This window comes from Photobacterium sp. DNB22_13_2 (genome assembly GCF_052873915.1).
Map to the genome: position 1 here is coordinate 234,898 of NZ_JBNNXU010000001.1, position 19,059 is coordinate 253,956.

The following is a 19,059-nucleotide window of genomic DNA, read 5'->3' on the forward strand; positions in this document are numbered from 1 at the left end:
AAAAAAGATTCACCGCCAATGAGTTGGCTAATGGTGACAAACACATCTAACTTCTTAGATACTTCAGCGTCAGCCTGCGCAAGCTCTAATTATCCCAAGTATTTTATTCGCGTCTGTAGCCGAAGCTGTGATGAAGACTTACAATAAAAACAAATCCCTATACCCAAGTCACTTCATAGCGCTCATCAATGCGCTCACTTCAGTGTCAAACAACCTCGAAATAGGCTGGAACAATTAACATATGTACAATTTAGCTACCAACCTTGAACGCAATGCCGAATTCCGCGGAAACGACACTGCACTGATATTCAACGACGAAAAGATTAATTTCAGGGCACTGGAGCAAATGGTGAATGCCATTGCCAACCATCTTTGCAAAATCGGTATCAAGCCCGACGATAAAGTCGCTATCTCTTGCCCTAATATGCCCGCCTTTGTCATCGGTTATTATGCAATCCAAAAAATAGGTGCCGTTACCGTCCCGCTTAATATTATGCTCAAGGGGCCCGAGGTGGCTTACCACTTAAATGACTCCGATGCTGTTGCCATCATCAGCTTCCAAGGCAACAGCGTTTTACCCAGCGGTGAATATTGCTACGAGGGATTTAGCCAAACACCAAGCTGCCAACACTTTATTTCCATTGAGTCAGGAAATGGTGACCCGCTTCCTGACGGTGCCCATAGCTTTAACCAATGGCTAGAGTCAGGCAGCCAACAATTTGAAGCCGTTTACCGTCGGGCAGAAGATACCTGTGTGATCCTTTACACCTCGGGCACCACAGGACGAGCGAAAGGAGCAGAGCTGAGCCAGAGCAACATGCTGTGTAATGCCCAAGCCTGCCAAGCACTGACTAACCAAAAAGGTTCAGATGTCAGCATAGCGATATTGCCGCTTTTCCATACTTTCGGTCAATCACTGATCATGAACACCTCGATACTTGCAGGTAGCGCACTCGTGCTGATCCCGCGTTTTGTCCCGAAACACGTGTTACAACAGATGCATTCCCACAAAGTAACCCATATGGCTGGGGTGCCGACGATGTTTATGGGCTTACTCGCCTTTACCGAAAAGCACGGCTGTGACGATCTCGATGAAGTTGCAGCCAACCTGAAAGTGGCTATTTCAGGAGGCGCCTCTATGCCCGTCGAGATCCTCAAGCAGTTCGAGGAAAAGCTCAAAGTACCGGTCATCGAAGGTTATGGTTTATCAGAATCATCACCGGTTGCTGCATTTAACCATTTGGAATATGAACGCAAGCCAGGCAGTATTGGCCAACCTTTGCCAGGCGTGGCAATGAAGGTGGTAGATGACAAGGGACAAGAGCGGCCTCGCGGTAAAGAAGGGGAACTACTGATCCGTGGTCATAATGTTATGAAAGGCTATTATAAAAAACCGGAGGAAACCTCGAAGACAGTCGTGGATGGATGGCTACACACCGGTGATATCGTCCGGATGGATGATGACGGTTATGTATATGTTGTCGACCGTTTGAAAGAAGTCATTATCCGCGGCGGATTCAATATTTACCCGCGTGATATTGAAGAGACCTTTATGACCCATCCAGATGTTCAAATGATTGCTGTTATTGGAGTTCCTCATAAAACCTATGGTGAAGAAGCCAAGGCATTTGTGATCTTGAAAGATAGTGCCTCCACAACCAATAAAGAATTGGTGACGTGGGGTAAAGAGCGCTTGGCCGATTACAAATATCCCCGCCTGATTGAGGTTGTCGAAAACCTACCAATGACGGCGACAGGTAAAATCCTCAAACGCTTACTAAAGTAATCCTTGCCTCTTGCTTTGAACAAAATCATTGGCCTGTTGATGAGACAGGCCAATTTGGCATATTGCCGCCAGCCCTGCTAATTTAAGTACATAGTCCAACGTCTTGTCTCTTGAAGGTGTCAGTGTGCAGGTTAACCATTTTTTTCTTTTATTGGCTTACCTTGGCATTGTCGCCTCACCCCAAACGCATGCAGAGCCGGCGCCAGTATTTCACCAGTGCACAAAAACACTCACCTACCAGCTTTTTTTCAATAATCTAAGAGTTGGCCAGATGACCCGGGTGTTACGCTGGCAGGATAAACAAGCCCAAATTAACGCCTACAGCAATATCGAAGTACTGGCGACAAAAACCCGGTTCAATCAGCAAAGCAAAGTGTTCTGGTCAGAAGAGCAGCAAAGCTTTTTGTCTAAAGGTTTCCGGCGTGAAGTCAAAGGCTTGTTGGGCGGTAAGACTGAGGTATCGTTTAACGATAACGGAACCTCATCCAAAGTCACTGTCGACGGGAAAAACTCTTCTTTTTCCAGTGATTCCCTCCCCCTACTTGATGCCGATGCAATCGGAAGTCAAATGAGGCTGGGTTTGATCGAGGGGAAAACGCAGTTTGAATACAACCTACAAGACACGGACGACGTTAACCGTTACTACTTTCAGGTCAAAGGTAAAGAGAGGATCAACTCAAACTTCGGTAATATTAACGCCATCAGAGTTGAACAAGTAAGGAAAAGCGACAGGCAGTTTGTCATGTGGTTCTCACCGGACGTGGATTACCAACTGGTCCGTGCAACTTATAAGCGCAAGATATTGGATCTTAAAGCCGTCTTACTTAGTAATAAAAAGGCTTGTCCCCCGACAAGTCAATTCTCAATGAACGCAACACCGAGTACGCCCTAACCCCATTCGATTATTCCACCATGTAAATCAAGCTACTTCATTGTGACTTTGCCACCGATCATTTTCAAGGCCGGAGCACCGCGTATCAGAGTGTCTCTGGCAAAGGCGTATTCACAGTTTGGACATATGCCTTCTTGCTGAGTGAAGTCTTTGACTATCCGCTCCTTGAAGCACTTCACCAGTGCACCCTTGCCTCCTTTGCGGTATTTATACAACTGGGTTTTACAACCTGCGCAATAAATATCGACGGTTTTAGTTGGGCCTTTCTTGTTAGGTTTTGCCATGGTGATGCTTTGTTCTTACCTGTTCTAGAAGTTGGTCGATCCGCGCTAAATGCTCATCACGGACACCCGCATGATTACCATATTTCGGCTCGTGGCGATCATTTTCCAAAGGATGATGCCAGCCTTGGGTGGTATCGACAAATGTTTTGGCAAATGAGCTCGATATTGAAAGACAGCCAGCGAGCACAGTATCCACATACGTTTGCATGATCGGCTGGATATGACAGGGAGGCTCATGGTCCGTCTTGGTATACACCCACACCGGTAAATGGCCCTCTATCGGCTGGAAACTCTCTAACTGAGTAGGATCCAGCTCTATACGGCGATAGCCTTTTTCTCGATGGTCAAATTGCTGCAGTGCTTTTTCATCCACCCTGACCAAAACACCATTACAGACCCCTTCACCGGGCGCAGCCACAAGTGGAGAAATATGGTAAGTACTATCGACTTTTCCCCAATACCGCTGCAAACCATTAACAGTAGCCGGTTGTGCTTCTTTCGCCTGCCCGGTGAGCAACCGAGAAGCGTGGTTAATTAAACTTCCATAACCAAAGATATACATAAACCTGCCTATACCTCTCTAATGATGACTCAAAGGGATAAACCAAAAAAACGCGAAAATCGCAGCCATTGGTCAGTAACCTCATCCAATGTAGCACGTTTGAACACCACTTCGGTACCCGGCCTTGCTTGAGCCAACCGAGGCAAATCAATACGAGCGACGCAGCCCAATTTGGGATACCCTCCGAGGGTTTGTCTGTCATTCAGCAAAACTATGGGCTGCCCATTTGGAGGGATCTGAATCGCACCAAGTGCAATCCCTTCAGAAACAATGCCTTCGATATCAGCATGGATAGCATCGCCTGATAGCCTACACCCCATACGATCGGTTTCCTGACTAACAGTATAGCGACCAGCATAAAACCGCTGCTTTTCACTGTCGGAAAAGCTCTCCTGCTGATAGGACTCAATCATTCGGAGCTCAATAGGCTTATTGTAATCAGGAATGAATCGAGCTGAGGTTTGCCTACTGACAGCCTGCTCATTCAGACTTTTTAGCAACCCCATCGAAACCTGCTTGGCAGGTAACAAATCGCCTTTTTCGAGCCCCTTCCCTTGGTAAAATCCACCTAATTGGTTACGAGGTACCGCTGAAGCACTTCCCATTATCAAGGGCACATCAAAACCACCTTGTAGTGCCAAATATGCCCGTAAGCCTGAACGAGCAAAACCAAATACAAGGCGTTGCCCTTTTTTTACCGCAACTCTTTGCCACATAGGTAAAGTGCTACCGTCTAAGGTAGGCTGCATATCAGCGCCAGTGACAGCAATTTGGCCGTCTTGTAATACCTGAAATTCAGCCTGACCTAAGGTAATTTCTAGCATTGCACTATTCGGTTGATTGGCTAACAAATAATTGGCCCAGCAATAAGCATGTAAATCAACCGCTCCACCTTGGCTCAGTCCCTGCTCCCCAGCACCGTATCGCCCGATATCTTGAACCAGTGTTAGCATTCCCGGGCGGATCACTTCCATTGCGACCATACTTTCCCTCCTTGCTGTAAAAACACTTCCTTGGTGATAGGTGTAAATTGCACCTGATCCCCAACTTGAAATGGAGACATGGGCGTTTGACCAGGCTGGAATAGCATTAACGGGCAATTTCCGATGATTTGCCAGCCACCGGGAGATTCATTGGGATATACCGCCGTCTGCTGATTGGCAATGCCAACACTACCTGCCGGTATCCATTTTCTTGGCTCATCATGGCGAGGAGTTGCAATGGTTTCATCAACCGAGGCGAGAAAAGCGAACCCCGGTGCGAAGCCGATAGCACAAACAGTATAAGTATGTTGAGAGTGGAGATGAATTACCTCTTCGACGGTTAGATCTTGGGCCTTAGCTATCTCTGCTAAATCAGGCGCAACCTCCACTCCGTAATACACCGGCAAGGTAATTAGCTTGGTTTGATAGCCACCGTCCTTCTCAATAGTTTCAATATGTCCGTCTTCAAGCTGAGTAAGGTAGCCCACCAGCAAGCTATATAACTGTTCATAGCTCAACACATCAGGACGATACTGAATAAGCACCGAGGTATAAGACGGGATAACTTCTACTACGGCAGAATGATCCAAAGACTGAAGATGGGTAACGAACAGGCTGATCCTTGGCGTCAGCATAAGATCAATCTGATCACCGAAGTACACAATGGCGTTACATTCCGACACCGCTTCAATCTTGAACATGACTCAGATCCTCAGCAAGTTGCCGGACGATCGCGATGGATTCATCGTTGTCACCGTGAACACAAACCGTATCAACATCTAGTGCCAGCGTCTTTCCATCTATGGTAGTGACTTTTCCTGCGGCCAGTTCAGCAACTTGCTGGCGGATGCGGTGGCTGTCATGGTATACCGAACCAGCCTGAGATCTGGGTACCAGCAAGCCTTCGCTATTGTAAGCCCTATCCGCAAAGCCTTCGAACAGTAACTCGACGTTACGCTGTGCTGATAGCTCTATATATTGCTGATTATCGCATCGAGCTAAGATCATTAGCTTCAACGGCGAGGAACGGTATTGGTTTAAATCAGAGACTGCGCTTAGAATCGCTTCGAAGATCCACGGCTGTACCATCATATCGTTGTACAGGGCACCGTGAGGTTTAACATAGCGAACAACACCGCCGTATAACTGGCACAGCGCATCGAGCGCACCGATTTGATAGGCCACCAATCGGGTTATGGCTTCAGCGCTATGAGGGATGGAGCGACGTCCGAAACCACTTTTGTCGTCATAACCCGGGTGGGCACCAATCTCGACATTATCTTCTACAGCCAGTTGAATGGTTCTGGCCATATGATCCGGATCGGAGGCGTGAAAGCCACAGGCAATATTCGCCATATCAACATAAGGCATCACGTCGGGATCCTTCCCCATACTCCAACTGCCAAAGCTTTCACCCATATCACAATTGAGTTTCATATCTGCTCCCTGCTTAAACCAAAGTTAGCTTGTTAGACCCCAAACTAAGTGGTTGATATTAAATCGACTCAAGTAAGTATAACAAGTGGGATAACAAATGGGATGAGGAGCGAACAGAAAGGTAACGAGAGCGGAGGGGAACTTAAAACGAAAAAGCCCCAGCATTTCTGCTAGGGCTTGTTCTTAATTTGGAGAGACGTGGCTGACTAGGTACACGAGATTCCTCGTGTTAGCACATCTTCCTTAAATTTGGAGCGACACACGAGGTTCGAACTCGTGACCTCAACCTTGGCAAGGTTGCGCTCTACCAGCTGAGCTAGTGTCGCAAGTGGAGGCGCGTCCCGGAGTCGAACCGAGGTCCACGGATTTGCAATCCGCTGCATAGCCACTCTGCCAACGCGCCTTCAATACCTACGAGGTGTACCCCGTTTCGGTATGGGGTGCATTCTACGCATTGGAGCAAACGAGTCAACAAGAAATTAATCCAAACATCATCAACTGGTCACTTTGCATTCAAGCCCCGCGTCAAAGGTGATATTTCCACCACAATCATTGGATTGCGCTAACTGGCCTCGGCAGCATAGACACCATAAGCCCTATAAATTGTCATACTAGAGCGCTTGTAAATCAGTCCTGCATCTTGGAAAATAGTGAGCTTCATCACATTTAATCATCCAGAACATAATGACTACCCTGCGCCGTATTGGCTTTATCACTGTTGCTGTCAGCCTTTTATCTGCCTGCACACCAAAACAACACCAGCCTATCACGACCGGGATCAGCTTTATCACTCAAGCGCCTGAATACTTGCTCGAGGCATCAAGCGGCCAAATATCAAGGGAAAAAAAACCGCAAAAATATGCACCGAGAAAAACAGTAAACTGGCTCAATCACCAGTACCGCATTGCTGCGAGAAAAGCGGCAGAAAACAATGCCGCCTACATTGCTTTCTACTCCGCTCAGCAACACGACAAGCCAATCCTCACGCCTGCTTTTTCGTATGTGACGGCTATCTTCTCCAATCAAGATCGACACGAAGGTATTGATGCTGACGCCATGGCAAACCAAGCCATTCTTGCCAGCAATATTGACTTTGGTATCGCGCAATCAGGCAACGACATCTTTGCCTACAACCCAAACAAAGCCCGTGCCGAAGCTTACATCCAAAAGGAAAACACCGAATCTATCGCCTATCTGTCTTTGATTCGGCAAACGCACTCAGACCAAGACGCACCGCTTGCCCACGATCTCGCGGTACTGGGTCATTCTGTTGATAGATTGGCGACTCAGGGGCAGAATAAAATCGTCCTACTCAGCCAATATGACGCTCAGTACAACTCACTGATAGCCAATAAAGTGAAGGGACTGGACGTCATTATTAGTGCTGGCGCGTCCAGTGATATTGAAATGGAAAACCACACCTGCCTAGCAACATTTGAACATACCCAGATAAACTGGCAGACCTTGTTTATGACATTTGATTCTGAAGGGAATATTTTGCAGTGTCGGTTTTGATCAAACTCCAATATTGAAAGGAGGCTTTATCGCCTCCCCAATTTTTCGTTAATCTGCCGTGAAGCTATCCACTCAAGATCAGAATCGACTTTAGACCAGCACCACGCCATGCTTTCTAAGCATCTCTATCGTTTTTATGGGGATAGAACCATCCGTTATCACACTATCAAACTCTGGAAGTTTAGCTACGTGATGAAATGAGAACTTGTTAAACTTCTGGCCTTCCGCGATAAGGTACCGCCTTTTGGCCTGTTTCATTACCGTACGTTTTATCATGGCGTTGATTGCATGGGGCGCTGTTACCCCGTGAACCAAATCAAAGCAATTTGTCGAAATGAAGGCGACATCAAAACGGTATTCCATCAATTGTGACATAGCAATATCACCAGTCGTGAATTCACAGCTACTCGTCATTTCACCGCCAATCAGGGTGGTATTGCAACGCTGGAAGTCCTTCAAATAGAAAGCAATATTAATATCAATGGTTACGACATTAATATCCATCTCACACAGGGATTTGGCGACAGACAACGCTGTCTGACCACTATCAAGATAGACAGTATCCCCTGGGTTAATCATTGCTGTCGCATTACTCACCAAATCAGCAGGAACGAGGCTCTTCCTCCCCCCTCTTGCGCTAACAAAAGCATCTATCGTGACGCCACCGTGGGTCCTTGTGATATTAGGATACATATCTGACATTGCAGCTACATTTCGACGCACTGTACTTGGTGAGATATACAGCAACTCACTCAACTCTTGAATGCTAATGGAAGAGCGCTCATTTAAGATTCTATGTATCTCTTCCCGATGTTTTAATGTCTGTGTATGTGACGGCATATAGATCCTAAATTAGTAACGGTTAGGCGCTTTGGTAAAGAACTCCATAACCTTAACCAAAGTATCTTCATCACCATGACTTCCGGCTTTAGTGGCAATCAATGTTCCCTCAATACCTTCCAAAAATCCAACAGGGATACAGGGTAAAATTTCACCTTTGATTGAATAGCACTTGCTACCAAGCGATGCTGCACACGATATTGCGATATCTCCCCCGGTGAATAAGATCCCTGACAAGTTGATACGATGCGCAATTGCTGAAGCCAAATTGCCCAAAAAGCCTGAAATGAAGCTCCCAAACTCTGAGCGGGAAAGGCCATATAATGCACAGTTTGCATCAACATCAAAACGATCTTGCTCTGATCTTGCCGACTGGATTATACAGTTTCGCCCATCATCTAAGATTGACATAATCCCATCAAGGCATTGATCTAAGTAATCCTGCTCTGTCATGATCTTATGGATATTCACAAAATATGTACTTGCCGCATCTTGCTCGACTGCATATCTCGCCTGATTGATAGTTACAGGACTCATGGTTCCTGCGATAACGAGGCTTGGCTTTACAAACTCTGAAAGGTAGACCGTTGGAGGAAGGTGAGATGCGAGCCCTGAAGAGCCAATTAAGATCCCGCCATCCATCGCTTCAGCTATTGTCTGACCGATATAGGATAAATCTTCGTTTGTTTTGGCATCAACAACAATGATAGCTAATTCACTATCCTCTTTTTGTGCCGCTGAAATAGCATTTCGTAAATCATATTTATTAATCGAATGGACAGTAATATCGGTTTGTACCGCAATGATTTCACTAATTATATCGCTCTTCACGGGTGTCTTTGGATCTGTGGCAAATTCACTTTCTGTTACCCCTCGCCCTCTATACAAACATTTGCCCCCCTCAATGGTCCGAGACTTACTAGGCAATGCATTACAAAGCACTGCAAAGTTAAACTGCGTGGCCTCAAGAAGCGCTTCAATCTCCGTCCCTATATTCCCGCGAAAGGTTGCATCAATCTTCTTATATATATACGTATCTTTAGAAATTTCACTATGCTCGACCACCTTCTTGATCGCTCGCTTTGCCGCTACAGTGCACATACTACGGCTGTCGGTGTTATGCACCACAATATCGCTGTCAAACAGCACTTTACTGTCCGTTAGGGAAACGTCAACGCTGCAACCTTGATTATAAAATTGCATACCCGTGTCGTTTGCACCGGTAAAATCATCTGCAATAACAATAAATGAATCCATATTTAGCTCCCAGGGTAGTGGCAGGTATTACCTGCCTCACGTAATTAGTTTGAAATTTATAAGTGAGAAAGACCTTTGACCGTAATAATTATGCCGAGAATAAGAATCGTGAAATTCATTATTTTCTTAACATCAAATTTATTTCGTTGAACATAATCAAATAATCGCATTCCTATCAGGCCACCCGCTAACATTGCAGGAATAGACCAAGCAGTAATAACCCCTACTTCATGAGTAATTACACCATTTGAAAATAGCTTGAAGATCACAGTGAGCATCGCCATAAAAAAGTAAAAGTTTGTGGTTGCCTTTATTTTCTCTGCACTCACTTTCAAACAGTTCATATAGGTAACAATCGGTGGTCCTGACTCGCCAGCCCCAGCACCCAGCACACCCGATAGCAAGCCACAAACAATTGCCGAAAATGTATTGTCTTTCACTCGTATAGGGCGATTAATCAAGGTTGAACCACCAACAAAGATTAGAATAAGCCCCATCGCCAAAAGAATATATCCAGACTCGACATTTTTGAGCAACTCGCCACCGAACTGGATACCAACGATTGCTGGGATATAAAGAATAAACGCCAATTTAAAGTTGATGTGCTGGCGCATTTTAAGACAAACAGGAATAGTAATTAGCCAGCCAAACACTGTGGCGATAGGTATTGCTAATTTGACATCCAAGAACAAGGAAAGAAGTGGGACTGAAACCATTCCTAATCCAAAACCGACCATACCCTGAACAAAACTACCCAGGAATAATGTTCCGGCAGCTAACGCAATGATATAGGGCACCATATTTGGCTCCGTTATTAATTAAGGTGAGTTGATATCTTAATTAACCGGAATACTGATGTAGTTGATCGAACCAGCCCGATATGAGCAGATAGAGTCAGCAGTGATCAAGGGCATGAAAACTGGCTTTAGTTAGGGCCTCGATGTGATACAGATCACGAAAAATTTCATTTATTTAATAAGAGGCGCATAAAACATTTGCATGAAAAATACATAAACAACTATAGATTCATCAAGCATCTAGCCAAATGCGCAAATAGATATTCATCTGGTCACTTAATAAAAAAAGGCCGTCTAACAGACGGCCCTAAAGATTATTTCAATATTGCTGGCAGCTTTAGTTAACCGACCATTGCGACAGCGAACGTTTGAAGTCGTCGTAACCAAACTCGTTGAGCATTTGAATGTCGCCATTGCTGCGCTCACAGTAGATAGAAGGCATCTTCAGACCGTTGAACCAGTTCAGTTTCACCATGGTGTAGCCTGCACTATCCATGATGTGAAGCTTCTGGCCAATTTCCAATGGCTGATCAAAATTAGCGACACAGAACTGATCACCCGCCAAGCATGAACATGAACCAATCACGTACTCGTGCTCACCATTTTCTGATGCTTCAAATACTGAGGCTGGCTCGTCGTAGATAAGCGTATCTAAGCGATGTGCTTCTGTCGCTGAGTCAACGATAGCGGTCTTCTTAACGTTTTCGACAATATCTACAACGGTTACCACAAGGTCTGTGGTTTTGGTGATGATCGCTTCACCCGGCTCAAGGTAGAGCTGAACACCGTGTTTTTCTGAGAAGGCTTTCAGTGCTTGTGCCAACTTCTCGATATCATAGCCCGGCCAAGTAAAGAACACGCCGCCGCCAAGGCTTACCCAGTCAAGCTTGTCTAGGTGGCTACCGAACTGCTCAGAGATTGCATCAAGCAGGCCAATGAAAGCATCGACATCTTTATTCTCACAGTTCATGTGGAACATCACACCATCAAGGCTTTCAAAAACCTCTGGTTTGATATGATCAGCCTGTACACCCAAGCGTGAGTACTGACGAGCTGGATTGGCCAAATCTTGTCCAGCATAGCTAACGCCCGGGTTAAGACGCAGCCCTAACGATGCTTTACCTTCTACAATGTGGCGGTGAGCAGCTAGTTGGCTCTGCGAGTTGAAGATGAGCTTGTCGCAGATTTCAGCTACTTCACGGACGTCATCTTCGCTGTAACCCACGCTATAAGCATGTGTTTCACCACCGAATGTTTCGTAACCTAATTTGACTTCAAACGGGCCACTGCTGGTTGTGCCGTCAAGGTATGGCTTGATGATGTCAAACACGCCCCAGGTTGAGAAGCACTTCAGGGCCAATACCAATTTTACCCCTGAAAGCTCTTTAAGCAGCTTGGCTTTTTCCAAGTTGGCAACCAACTTATCTTCATCAATCATGAAGTAAGGTGTTTTCAATTCTTCTTTCTTTAATGTCATTGTTCTGTTCCGCGTTCAGGTTTGTCTGCCTGATAGTTGCTTGGGATATTTCTCTGCTTTGTCCTGTTTGAACACAGTGAGTTACCAAGCAGATAAATATCCCAAGCAACAACCAATCTATGTACCCAAACCTAATCAATCGCACGAAGAAGGGAGCAGTAGTCGCTCCCTTCTGATATTACTCTGTAGACAAGGCTGATAAGCATCGTTACTCAACAACCTTCTTTATCTATTTTGAATAAAATTCGCAGGAATTTGAGACAAGACTTCATCATCTCTAATTCACGACAAATAAGGTATTGAGCGCCGGTGTTTCTCTTCAGGGCCTTATTTCAGGATTTTGATGTCAGGCTGACCAACCTCTAATTCCTGAACATGCCAATCAAGACCGATTTCAGGCATTGTATCTAGGAACGGATCTGGGTCTAGCTGTTCCATGTTGAACACGCCTTTGTCTGCCCACTTGCCACGGAAGAACTGAAGTGCTGCAGTGATCGCTGGAACACCTGTGGTGTAAGAGATTGCCTGGTGCTCAACGTCTTCGTAAGCGACTTCGTGGTCTGCATTGTTGTAGATAAATACAGAGCGTTCTTTGCCGTCTTTCTTACCTTGAACCCAAGTACCGATACACGTTAGACCTGTGTAGCCCGGCGCTAGTGATGTTGGATCCGGTAGAAGTGCTTTAAGAACGTGCAGTGGCTGAACAACAGTGCCGTCGTGCAGTGTTAGCGGATCAGGGCTTAGTAGGCCGATATCGCGCATGCAGTTGAAGTAGTTCAGGTATTTGTCACCAAAGCCCATCCAGAATTCAATACGCTTGGCTGGAATGAACTCTTTCATTGAACGAACTTCATCGTGCGCCATTGAGTAAACTTTGTGTGTACCACAGTTCGGGAAGTCAAACTCAAGCATACGTGAGTGACACGGTACTTGTTTCCATTCTTCGTTTTCCCAGTAGAACGAGTCACCCTGGATTTCCAGCATGTTGGTTTCAGGATCGAAGTTGGTTGCGAACTTCTTGCCGTGGTCACCAGCATTAACATCCATGACGTCAATGGTGTCGATTTCATCGAACAGGTGCTTAACGGCATAGGCAGCGAACACCGAGACTACGCCTGGATCGAAGCCTGCACCTAGGATACCTGTAATGCCCGCTTCTGCGAACTTCTCACGGTAACCCCACTGCCAGTCGTACGCTTGTGGTACTTGCTGGCCTTCAGAGCACAGATCTACAGCTACTGATGTATCTAGGTAAGAGACTTTTGCTTGGTAACATGCTTCCATGATGGTCATGTTTACCCAAGGAGGACCAGCATTGATCACAAGATCAGGCTGAACTTCTTTGATAAGTGCTACTAGCGCGTCAACGTCATCTGCATTAACAGCACGAGCTTCGAGTTTCTTCGATGGGTCTTTCAAGTTGTTTTTTTTGTTGATTGACTCAATGATTTTCTCACACTTACCAATAGTGCGAGATGCAATCGTGATGTCACCAAGAACTTCGTTATTCTGAGCCGCTTTGTGCGCAACTACCCAGCCAACACCACCAGCACCAATCTGTAGAATTGCCATTTCTTCTTATTCCATAATTAAATGAGTAAGTGTTCCGGCACAGCCACTTTGCCAGCTGTGCCGTACCTGTTTGTTAACCTAGTTTGCACTCAGCCTGAGCTGCAACAAGGTTGATTTCTGTTAGTAATGATTCAAAGTCAGACATGGTCAAACATGGGTTTAGAATCGTGAACTTCAAAGCAACCTTGCCCTCTACCACGGTTTCACCCAGTACTGCCTTGCCTTCAACAAGTGCATCAATGCGTAGTTGTTTGTTAATTCCATCTAATGCCGACTCAGCGTTGTTACCGATATAACGGAACAACACCGTTGATAGAGCCGGATCAGCCAACAGTTCAAATTCTGCCGACTGGTTTATCATGTCTGCGACCAACTGCGTCTGGTTCAGAAGGTGGTCATACATCGCACCCAATGCCTGAGGACCCACACATTGCATTGTCATCAATACCTTCAAGGCATCGAAGCGTTTTGTGGTCGCAATTGACTTATCCACCAAGTTTGGCAGCAGATCGTCCTCACGGTTAAGGTAATCTGCATGGTGAAGCAAGTACTTGAAGTTTTCTTTGTCTTTAACCAGCACAGCGCCACAGCTGATTGGCTGATAAAACAGTTTGTGGAAGTCGACACTGACCGAGTCAGCCTTCTCTATACCGTGCAGGCGAGTCTTATGTCGGCTCAAAATCAATGCACCGCCATAAGCACCATCAACATGCAGCCATAGGTTATGCTGCTGGGCAACATCTGCCATACCGGTTAGATCATCAATCGCACCGTGGTCAGTCGTACCAGCCGTACCTACCATAGCAAAGGGTAGCAGACCTTCGCTTTTCAGTGTTTCAATGGTATTAACCAGTGAAGCTAGCTTGATCGTTCCGTCGGGGTTGGTGTCCACAGTGACTACTGCATTTTCACCTAACCCCATCAGCGACGCTGACTTTTGAACCGTAAAATGAGATTTCTTCGAGCACATAATGCGAAGCTTGGCTGCGTAATCAGGAAGACCTTGCTTCTGGATGTTATGGCCAGAAATCGTATCAGCCGCCCAGTCACGCGCCAGCAACAAGCCCATAAGGTTTGACTGCGTACCACCACTGGTGAACACACCGTCAGCTAGGTTGCCAAGCTGGTATAACTCACATAGCCAATCGACAACTTTCTGCTCAACAAAAGTGGCTGCACTTGCCTGATCCCAAGAGTCCATCGACTGGTTCAAGGCTGCAATAAAGGCTTCTGCCGCGACCGCTGGTAGCAATGGTGGTGTATGCAGGTGAGCAATACAATGTGGGTGCTGAACCATAATAGAGTTCTTGGCGATAAGCTCACCAGTTTGCTCTATCACTAAATCCAATGGCATTTGCTGGTTATCAAGGTCAATATTGTTGATCTTCGATTTCAGCTGCTGAGGATCCATGCCCGAATAAGGTGCATCTGCGCTCTCAAATACATTCTTAAGTACTTGCGTGGTTTGGTTCAATGCCGCTTCGAACTTCTCTGCACCGCCTTTGCCGGTGTGGATGAAATGCTGACGCCAATCAGCAGCTTCAGTAACAACGGGCTCTTTGATTTTGGCTGGACCTGCCGTTGCCATTATCGCTTTGCTCATTGTGTCAATAGCAAAATCCAACTGCTCATAAGAGATAATCAGTGGCGGAAGAAAACGCAACACAGAGCCTTGGCGGCCACCTTTTTCGATGATCAGGCCACGTTCTAGCGCGGCGCGCTGAATCGCGATGGTCAGTTCTGGATCAGCCTCTGGCTCGCCGAACTTGTTCTTCGAACCGTCGGTCTTACAGATCTCCATACCCAACATTAAGCCTTTGCCGCGTACTTCTGCGATACAGTCTGTATATTGGGCAATACGCTCCAGGCCTTCACGTAAGTATTGACCTGCTTTTTGAGCGTGCTCAACCAGATTATCACGCTGGATAATCTCAAGCGCTTTAGCACCTGTCGCCATCGCTAGTTGGTTACCACGGAAGGTACCGGTATGCTCACCCGGCTTCCAGGTGTCGATAGACTTATCAAAAATAAGTACCGACATTGGCAGGCCGCCCCCCACCGCTTTAGATAGACACAGAATATCAGGGGTAATGCCTGATTCTTCAAAGGCAAAATTAGAGCCGGTCTTACCAATACCACACTGGATCTCATCAAAGATCAGTAGGATGCCGTGCTCTTGAGTAATCCGACGAAGTTCACGCAGCCAGAACGCAGGGGCTGGGATCACCCCACCCTCACCTTGAACAGGTTCAACAATGATTGCCGCAGGTTTTTGAACACCACTCTCGTCATCATTTAGCATCCGCTCGATATAACGAAGCGTTTGCTTGGCACCCTCATCACCGTGGATACCAAACGGGCAGCGTAGGCTGTAAGGGAATGGAAGGAAATGGACGTCAGCCATCAAACCTTGACGACGCTCTTTAGTGCCAAGATTGCCCATCATCGCCATGGTGCCATTGGTCATACCATGATATGCACCATGGAATGCTGCCATGGTATTGCGGCCAGTTGTTTGCTTGGCAAGTTTAATAGCGGCTTCAACGGCATCAGCACCTGATGGGCCACAAAACTGAATACGGGCATTTTTCGCAAATTCATCAGGAAGGAAGTTCATTAACTCCTTGATGAATTTATCTTTAACTGGCGTAGTAATATCCAGCGTTTGGTACGGCAGGCCAGCGTGTAGCTGATCAATAATGGCTTGGTTAATTTCAGGGTGGTTATATCCCATGGACAACGTACCAGCACCAGCTAGGCAGTCGAGGAACAATTGACCACGGCTGTCTTCGACCAGTGCACCTGCAGCCTTGGCAATAGCCAGCGGCAAGCGACGTGGATACGAGCGTACTTCGGATTCATAATGCTCTTGACTAAGCAGTAGCTCATCTGGCGTTAAATCATAAACATCATGTACAACAGGTACATTCGAAGCGAGTTTTAGCTCATCAAGGTCAAACACATTACTCATGTTCTTTTCCATTTGAAACACCACACCCCTTGCTATCCTCTCCATTGATATCAATGTCAAAAGTAATTTTTGCTCAGCACTACAAGCATCACCTGAATTATGGTGATGTGCTTGGTGCGAACTGGAGAAAGTATCAAGGCTCGGTGCAGTTGCATCTTTCATCGATGCATTGACTATAAACAACCGATTGCATTAGCTCTCGGCGTGACCGAAACAAACTGATTACCAAGACAAACGTTTGCCTAAATGCCTACCGACAAAAGCGACAGCATGTGATCAGAAAGTTAAATACCAGTGATTGTGATCGGGACGATCAAGGCTCAGTAATAATACTGCAATTGGGTAAGACAAAGCTGATTAGAGTAATAAGCGTAAAAGTATTCACTGTTGGGTTCCTTCAATATGCGCCTGCGTTATGCCTACAGGTCCGCACTATTAATGCCCTTCTACTAACCCCAAGAGGTTAGTACCTACGGCGCATCAAGTGGCAATCAGCCCGAATACCGCTTGATACAATGTGCCTCAGAAATGTGCTGCTGAGATTGCGCAGAAAAGTAACACACCAGAAATGTGGATACCAGAAATATTTAATTGAATTATGTGTCAAAATCTAACTTCGGGATCGCCCACCAGAAAATGGCCAAGAACAGAACAAAGCACCCATATTTACATCAAAGATTAGTGGAATATGAAGTGGTTCACCAAAATATCCAGTTTCATATGCTACTGTTTGAGCGAATTTTTGCTGCTACTAAGGATGACTTATGAGGCACATCGTTCGATTATACCCACCAGCAGGAGCCCAGCCCTGATCGTTGACAGCTGCTAACGGTCTGTTCAGCTTTTACTTTTCAACCATTAAACATCACCAACTCCTTTCTATTCCCGATCCCGGCCTGCTGCTGATTTCTGTTTACCGTTCTCCAATATAGTATTGAAAATACAAGGAATGATTATGGAAATCTTATTGGGTGTTGCAGCCCTTCTGGCTGCACTTTGTCTATTTTCCCTATTTAGCTTTAAAGCCCCTAACGGCAGTGCTGCGATGAGTGGCCTCGCTGATGCGGCAATTGCCACTTTTCTGGTTGAGGCTATCCATAAATACGTGATGGGTAACCTATTAGGCTTTAGCTATCTTGCTGAATTTGGCAACATGGTTGGCGGAATGGGAGGGATCGCTGCGGCGACACTGGTCATGCTGCGTATGGGGATCCAGCCCGTCTATGCCATAGTAACCGGCCTTGCCATGGCAAACCTGGGAATCCTTGAAGGTTTCATTGTCGGTTATTTATTCTCGTTTGCCGCTCCACTGTTCAAGAAGTACCTCCCAGAAGGAGTTGATGTGATATTAGGTGTGCTCACGCTTGCACCGCTAGCACGCTTGCTTGGGGTTTTTATTAGTCCAGGATTAGAAGTGTTGATGGGAACACTAGCCACTATGATCACTGAAGCGACACTTCTTTCACCAATCGCTATGGGCTTCCTATTAGGCGGCTTGATCAAAATGGTGTGTACTTCACCGCTAAGTTCAATGGCATTGACGGCAATGTTGGGGCTAACTGGCTTACCAATGGGGATCGCTGCAATTGCCTGTGTTGGTGGCTCATTTACCAATGGCTATATTTTTCACTCCCTGAAACTCGGTAAATCGAGCAATACCATCAGCGTCATGCTTGAGCCGCTGACCCAAGCCCATATAGTGACAAGAAATCCTGTCCCTATCTTTATGTCTAACTTTATTGGAGGTGCTTTGGCTGGTGTCATTGCCGCCTATTTCGGCATCGTTAACGACGCACCGGGTAGTGCAGCACCAATCCCTGGGTTGTTAGCATCCATTGCCTTCAATGAGCCCCATACCTTACTGATGGCGACTTTTGCTGCCGCTATTGCTGGCTTGGTGGGGGGGATAATCGGTAACCGCATTTATCAAAAGCTACTGGCTGATCGTGTCCCGCTCCAGAAGTTTGCAAACGGATAATACGGGAATCCCGCTGGCGAACAATTATTTATGTCGCTAGCGGTTTTTTGTGGAAAAAGGGAAGCCGTCAACAGTGTTTGACTGAGGTTTTCGAGTATTCATAGGAGGGTTATTTTTGGCTACTTGCAACTATGAGCCCAATGCTGTCATAAATGTCGATATTCCTAGCCCCCTGCTCTTTCTCTGTAGCAGGGATACCTAACATGTCTGCAATTTCACATTTTAAGCAATTACAAATCCGGTAAAGCGTTGATAGCTTTAGATCTGACTTACTTGACTCTATATCAATATAGGTTCTTCTCGAAACGTTAATACACTTAGCAACTTGAATTTGTGTTTTTCCACGAAACTCTCTGAGGGTCTTGATTCTGTGGGCCAAGAAGTCAGGTTCATAATTATTAAGCTGCATCTGTCCTTACCGATCTATTAAGCATACTTCCAACCTCACTGTTAGAAGTAACAAAAAGTTACCATCACACTTATTAAATGACATAAAAGCACAAAAGTAACCAACAATTGACAATTGTACATTCATTATAAATGCATGTAAATTATTCAACCAATATCACACTTTATACCACTAGTTTCATACCATTCTCAATAGAGTGTTAAGAGAGCAGCTTAATCCCCACTTGAAGATTTATTTATCAAAAAAACAAATGGTATCATTTTTATTGATACTTGTGGTTTTTATGCCATAATAGCCTC

16 protein-coding genes and 2 tRNA genes are annotated in these 19,059 nt (G+C 45.8%); 4 read left to right on the forward strand and 14 right to left on the reverse strand.

Annotation, left to right across the window (positions count from 1 at the left end; all coding sequences use genetic code 11):
* Positions 1 to 241: 241 nt before the first annotated feature.
* Positions 242 to 1,786, forward strand: a complete 1,545-nt coding sequence (locus ACVA58_RS00980; protein WP_446508607.1) for a long-chain-fatty-acid--CoA ligase — start codon at positions 242 to 244, stop codon at positions 1,784 to 1,786.
* 124 nt (positions 1,787 to 1,910) lie between these two features.
* Positions 1,911 to 2,678, forward strand: a complete 768-nt coding sequence (locus tag ACVA58_RS00985; protein WP_446508608.1) for a DUF3108 domain-containing protein — start codon at positions 1,911 to 1,913, stop codon at positions 2,676 to 2,678.
* Between the two features lie 32 nt (positions 2,679 to 2,710).
* On the opposite strand, the gene ACVA58_RS00990 is transcribed toward ACVA58_RS00985, so the two are convergent.
* The 7 genes from ACVA58_RS00990 to ACVA58_RS01020 all read right to left on the reverse strand — a co-directional run bounded on the left by ACVA58_RS00990 (position 2,711) and on the right by ACVA58_RS01020 (position 6,347).
* Positions 2,711 to 2,962 carry a hypothetical protein gene (locus tag ACVA58_RS00990; RefSeq protein WP_446508609.1) on the reverse strand — a complete coding sequence of 84 codons (252 nt, stop codon included), beginning with the start codon at positions 2,960 to 2,962 and terminating at the stop codon, positions 2,711 to 2,713.
* Entirely contained in the window at positions 2,949 to 3,524 is a 576-nt protein-coding gene (locus tag ACVA58_RS00995) for a gamma-glutamylcyclotransferase family protein (RefSeq protein WP_446508610.1), read from the reverse strand. Before ACVA58_RS00995 ends, ACVA58_RS00990 begins: the two co-directional genes overlap by 14 nt.
* A 29-nt stretch (positions 3,525 to 3,553) precedes the next feature.
* Positions 3,554 to 4,507 carry a 5-oxoprolinase subunit C family protein gene (locus ACVA58_RS01000; protein WP_446508611.1) on the reverse strand — a complete coding sequence of 318 codons (954 nt, stop codon included), beginning with the start codon at positions 4,505 to 4,507 and terminating at the stop codon, positions 3,554 to 3,556.
* Positions 4,489 to 5,208 carry a 5-oxoprolinase subunit PxpB gene (gene pxpB, locus ACVA58_RS01005; RefSeq protein WP_446508612.1) on the reverse strand — a complete coding sequence of 240 codons (720 nt, stop codon included), beginning with the start codon at positions 5,206 to 5,208 and terminating at the stop codon, positions 4,489 to 4,491. Before pxpB ends, ACVA58_RS01000 begins: the two co-directional genes overlap by 19 nt.
* Positions 5,195 to 5,944, reverse strand: coding sequence for a 5-oxoprolinase subunit PxpA (locus ACVA58_RS01010; RefSeq protein ID WP_446508613.1), 750 nt, complete (start codon positions 5,942 to 5,944; stop codon positions 5,195 to 5,197). The genes pxpB and ACVA58_RS01010 overlap by 14 nt, the downstream gene beginning before the upstream one ends.
* Positions 5,945 to 6,194: 250 nt before the next feature.
* A tRNA-Gly gene (locus ACVA58_RS01015) sits at positions 6,195 to 6,270 on the reverse strand.
* 3 nt (positions 6,271 to 6,273) lie between these two features.
* Positions 6,274 to 6,347, reverse strand: a tRNA-Cys gene (locus ACVA58_RS01020).
* A 281-nt stretch (positions 6,348 to 6,628) separates the two neighbouring features.
* On the opposite strand from ACVA58_RS01020, the gene ACVA58_RS01025 reads away from it, so the two are divergent.
* Complete coding sequence (locus tag ACVA58_RS01025) at positions 6,629 to 7,459, forward strand: hypothetical protein (protein ID WP_446508614.1); 831 nt, start codon at positions 6,629 to 6,631, stop codon at positions 7,457 to 7,459.
* A 90-nt stretch (positions 7,460 to 7,549) separates the two neighbouring features.
* On the opposite strand, the gene ACVA58_RS01030 is transcribed toward ACVA58_RS01025, so the two are convergent.
* The 6 genes from ACVA58_RS01030 to ACVA58_RS01055 all read right to left on the reverse strand — a co-directional run bounded on the left by ACVA58_RS01030 (position 7,550) and on the right by ACVA58_RS01055 (position 16,385).
* Positions 7,550 to 8,299: a DeoR/GlpR family DNA-binding transcription regulator gene (locus ACVA58_RS01030; protein ID WP_446508615.1), complete on the reverse strand. Its 750-nt coding sequence runs from the start codon at positions 8,297 to 8,299 to the stop codon at positions 7,550 to 7,552.
* 12 nt (positions 8,300 to 8,311) lie between these two features.
* Complete coding sequence (locus ACVA58_RS01035) at positions 8,312 to 9,556, reverse strand: four-carbon acid sugar kinase family protein (protein ID WP_446508616.1); 1,245 nt, start codon at positions 9,554 to 9,556, stop codon at positions 8,312 to 8,314.
* A gap of 56 nt (positions 9,557 to 9,612) precedes the next feature.
* Positions 9,613 to 10,356 (reverse strand): sulfite exporter TauE/SafE family protein, encoded by a 744-nt coding sequence (locus ACVA58_RS01040; protein WP_446508617.1) that lies wholly within the window; start codon positions 10,354 to 10,356, stop codon positions 9,613 to 9,615.
* A 334-nt stretch (positions 10,357 to 10,690) separates the two neighbouring features.
* Positions 10,691 to 11,830: a carboxynorspermidine decarboxylase gene (gene nspC, locus ACVA58_RS01045; RefSeq protein WP_446508618.1), complete on the reverse strand. Its 1,140-nt coding sequence runs from the start codon at positions 11,828 to 11,830 to the stop codon at positions 10,691 to 10,693.
* A gap of 327 nt (positions 11,831 to 12,157) precedes the next feature.
* Entirely contained in the window at positions 12,158 to 13,402 is a 1,245-nt protein-coding gene (locus tag ACVA58_RS01050; RefSeq protein WP_446508619.1) for a carboxynorspermidine synthase, read from the reverse strand.
* A 73-nt stretch (positions 13,403 to 13,475) separates the two neighbouring features.
* On the reverse strand, positions 13,476 to 16,385 hold the full coding sequence (locus tag ACVA58_RS01055) for a diaminobutyrate--2-oxoglutarate transaminase family protein (RefSeq protein ID WP_446508620.1): 2,910 nt from the start codon (positions 16,383 to 16,385) through the stop codon (positions 13,476 to 13,478).
* Positions 16,386 to 17,328: 943 nt separating this feature from the next.
* Between ACVA58_RS01055 and ACVA58_RS01060 the strand changes: the two genes are divergently transcribed.
* Positions 17,329 to 18,351, forward strand: a complete 1,023-nt coding sequence (locus ACVA58_RS01060; protein ID WP_446508621.1) for a PTS sugar transporter subunit IIC — start codon at positions 17,329 to 17,331, stop codon at positions 18,349 to 18,351.
* Between the two features lie 109 nt (positions 18,352 to 18,460).
* On the opposite strand, the gene ACVA58_RS01065 is transcribed toward ACVA58_RS01060, so the two are convergent.
* Complete coding sequence (locus ACVA58_RS01065) at positions 18,461 to 18,760, reverse strand: helix-turn-helix transcriptional regulator (RefSeq protein WP_446508622.1); 300 nt, start codon at positions 18,758 to 18,760, stop codon at positions 18,461 to 18,463.
* Positions 18,761 to 19,059: the final 299 nt, after the last annotated feature.

Coding starts and splice junctions, on each gene's coding strand:
- ACVA58_RS00980 (WP_446508607.1), top strand. CDS start 242: ATGTACAATTTAGCTACCAACCTTGAACGCAATGCCGAATTCCGCGGA.
- ACVA58_RS00990 (WP_446508609.1), bottom strand. CDS start 2,962: ATGGCAAAACCTAACAAGAAAGGCCCAACTAAAACCGTCGATATTTAT.
- ACVA58_RS00995 (WP_446508610.1), bottom strand. CDS start 3,524: ATGTATATCTTTGGTTATGGAAGTTTAATTAACCACGCTTCTCGGTTG.
- ACVA58_RS01000 (WP_446508611.1), bottom strand. CDS start 4,507: ATGGTCGCAATGGAAGTGATCCGCCCGGGAATGCTAACACTGGTTCAA.
- pxpB (WP_446508612.1), bottom strand. CDS start 5,208: ATGTTCAAGATTGAAGCGGTGTCGGAATGTAACGCCATTGTGTACTTC.
- ACVA58_RS01010 (WP_446508613.1), bottom strand. CDS start 5,944: ATGAAACTCAATTGTGATATGGGTGAAAGCTTTGGCAGTTGGAGTATG.
- ACVA58_RS01025 (WP_446508614.1), top strand. CDS start 6,629: ATGACTACCCTGCGCCGTATTGGCTTTATCACTGTTGCTGTCAGCCTT.
- ACVA58_RS01030 (WP_446508615.1), bottom strand. CDS start 8,299: ATGCCGTCACATACACAGACATTAAAACATCGGGAAGAGATACATAGA.
- ACVA58_RS01035 (WP_446508616.1), bottom strand. CDS start 9,556: ATGGATTCATTTATTGTTATTGCAGATGATTTTACCGGTGCAAACGAC.
- ACVA58_RS01040 (WP_446508617.1), bottom strand. CDS start 10,356: ATGGTGCCCTATATCATTGCGTTAGCTGCCGGAACATTATTCCTGGGT.
- nspC (WP_446508618.1), bottom strand. CDS start 11,830: ATGACATTAAAGAAAGAAGAATTGAAAACACCTTACTTCATGATTGAT.
- ACVA58_RS01050 (WP_446508619.1), bottom strand. CDS start 13,402: ATGGCAATTCTACAGATTGGTGCTGGTGGTGTTGGCTGGGTAGTTGCG.
- ACVA58_RS01055 (WP_446508620.1), bottom strand. CDS start 16,385: ATGGAAAAGAACATGAGTAATGTGTTTGACCTTGATGAGCTAAAACTC.
- ACVA58_RS01060 (WP_446508621.1), top strand. CDS start 17,329: ATGGAAATCTTATTGGGTGTTGCAGCCCTTCTGGCTGCACTTTGTCTA.
- ACVA58_RS01065 (WP_446508622.1), bottom strand. CDS start 18,760: ATGCAGCTTAATAATTATGAACCTGACTTCTTGGCCCACAGAATCAAG.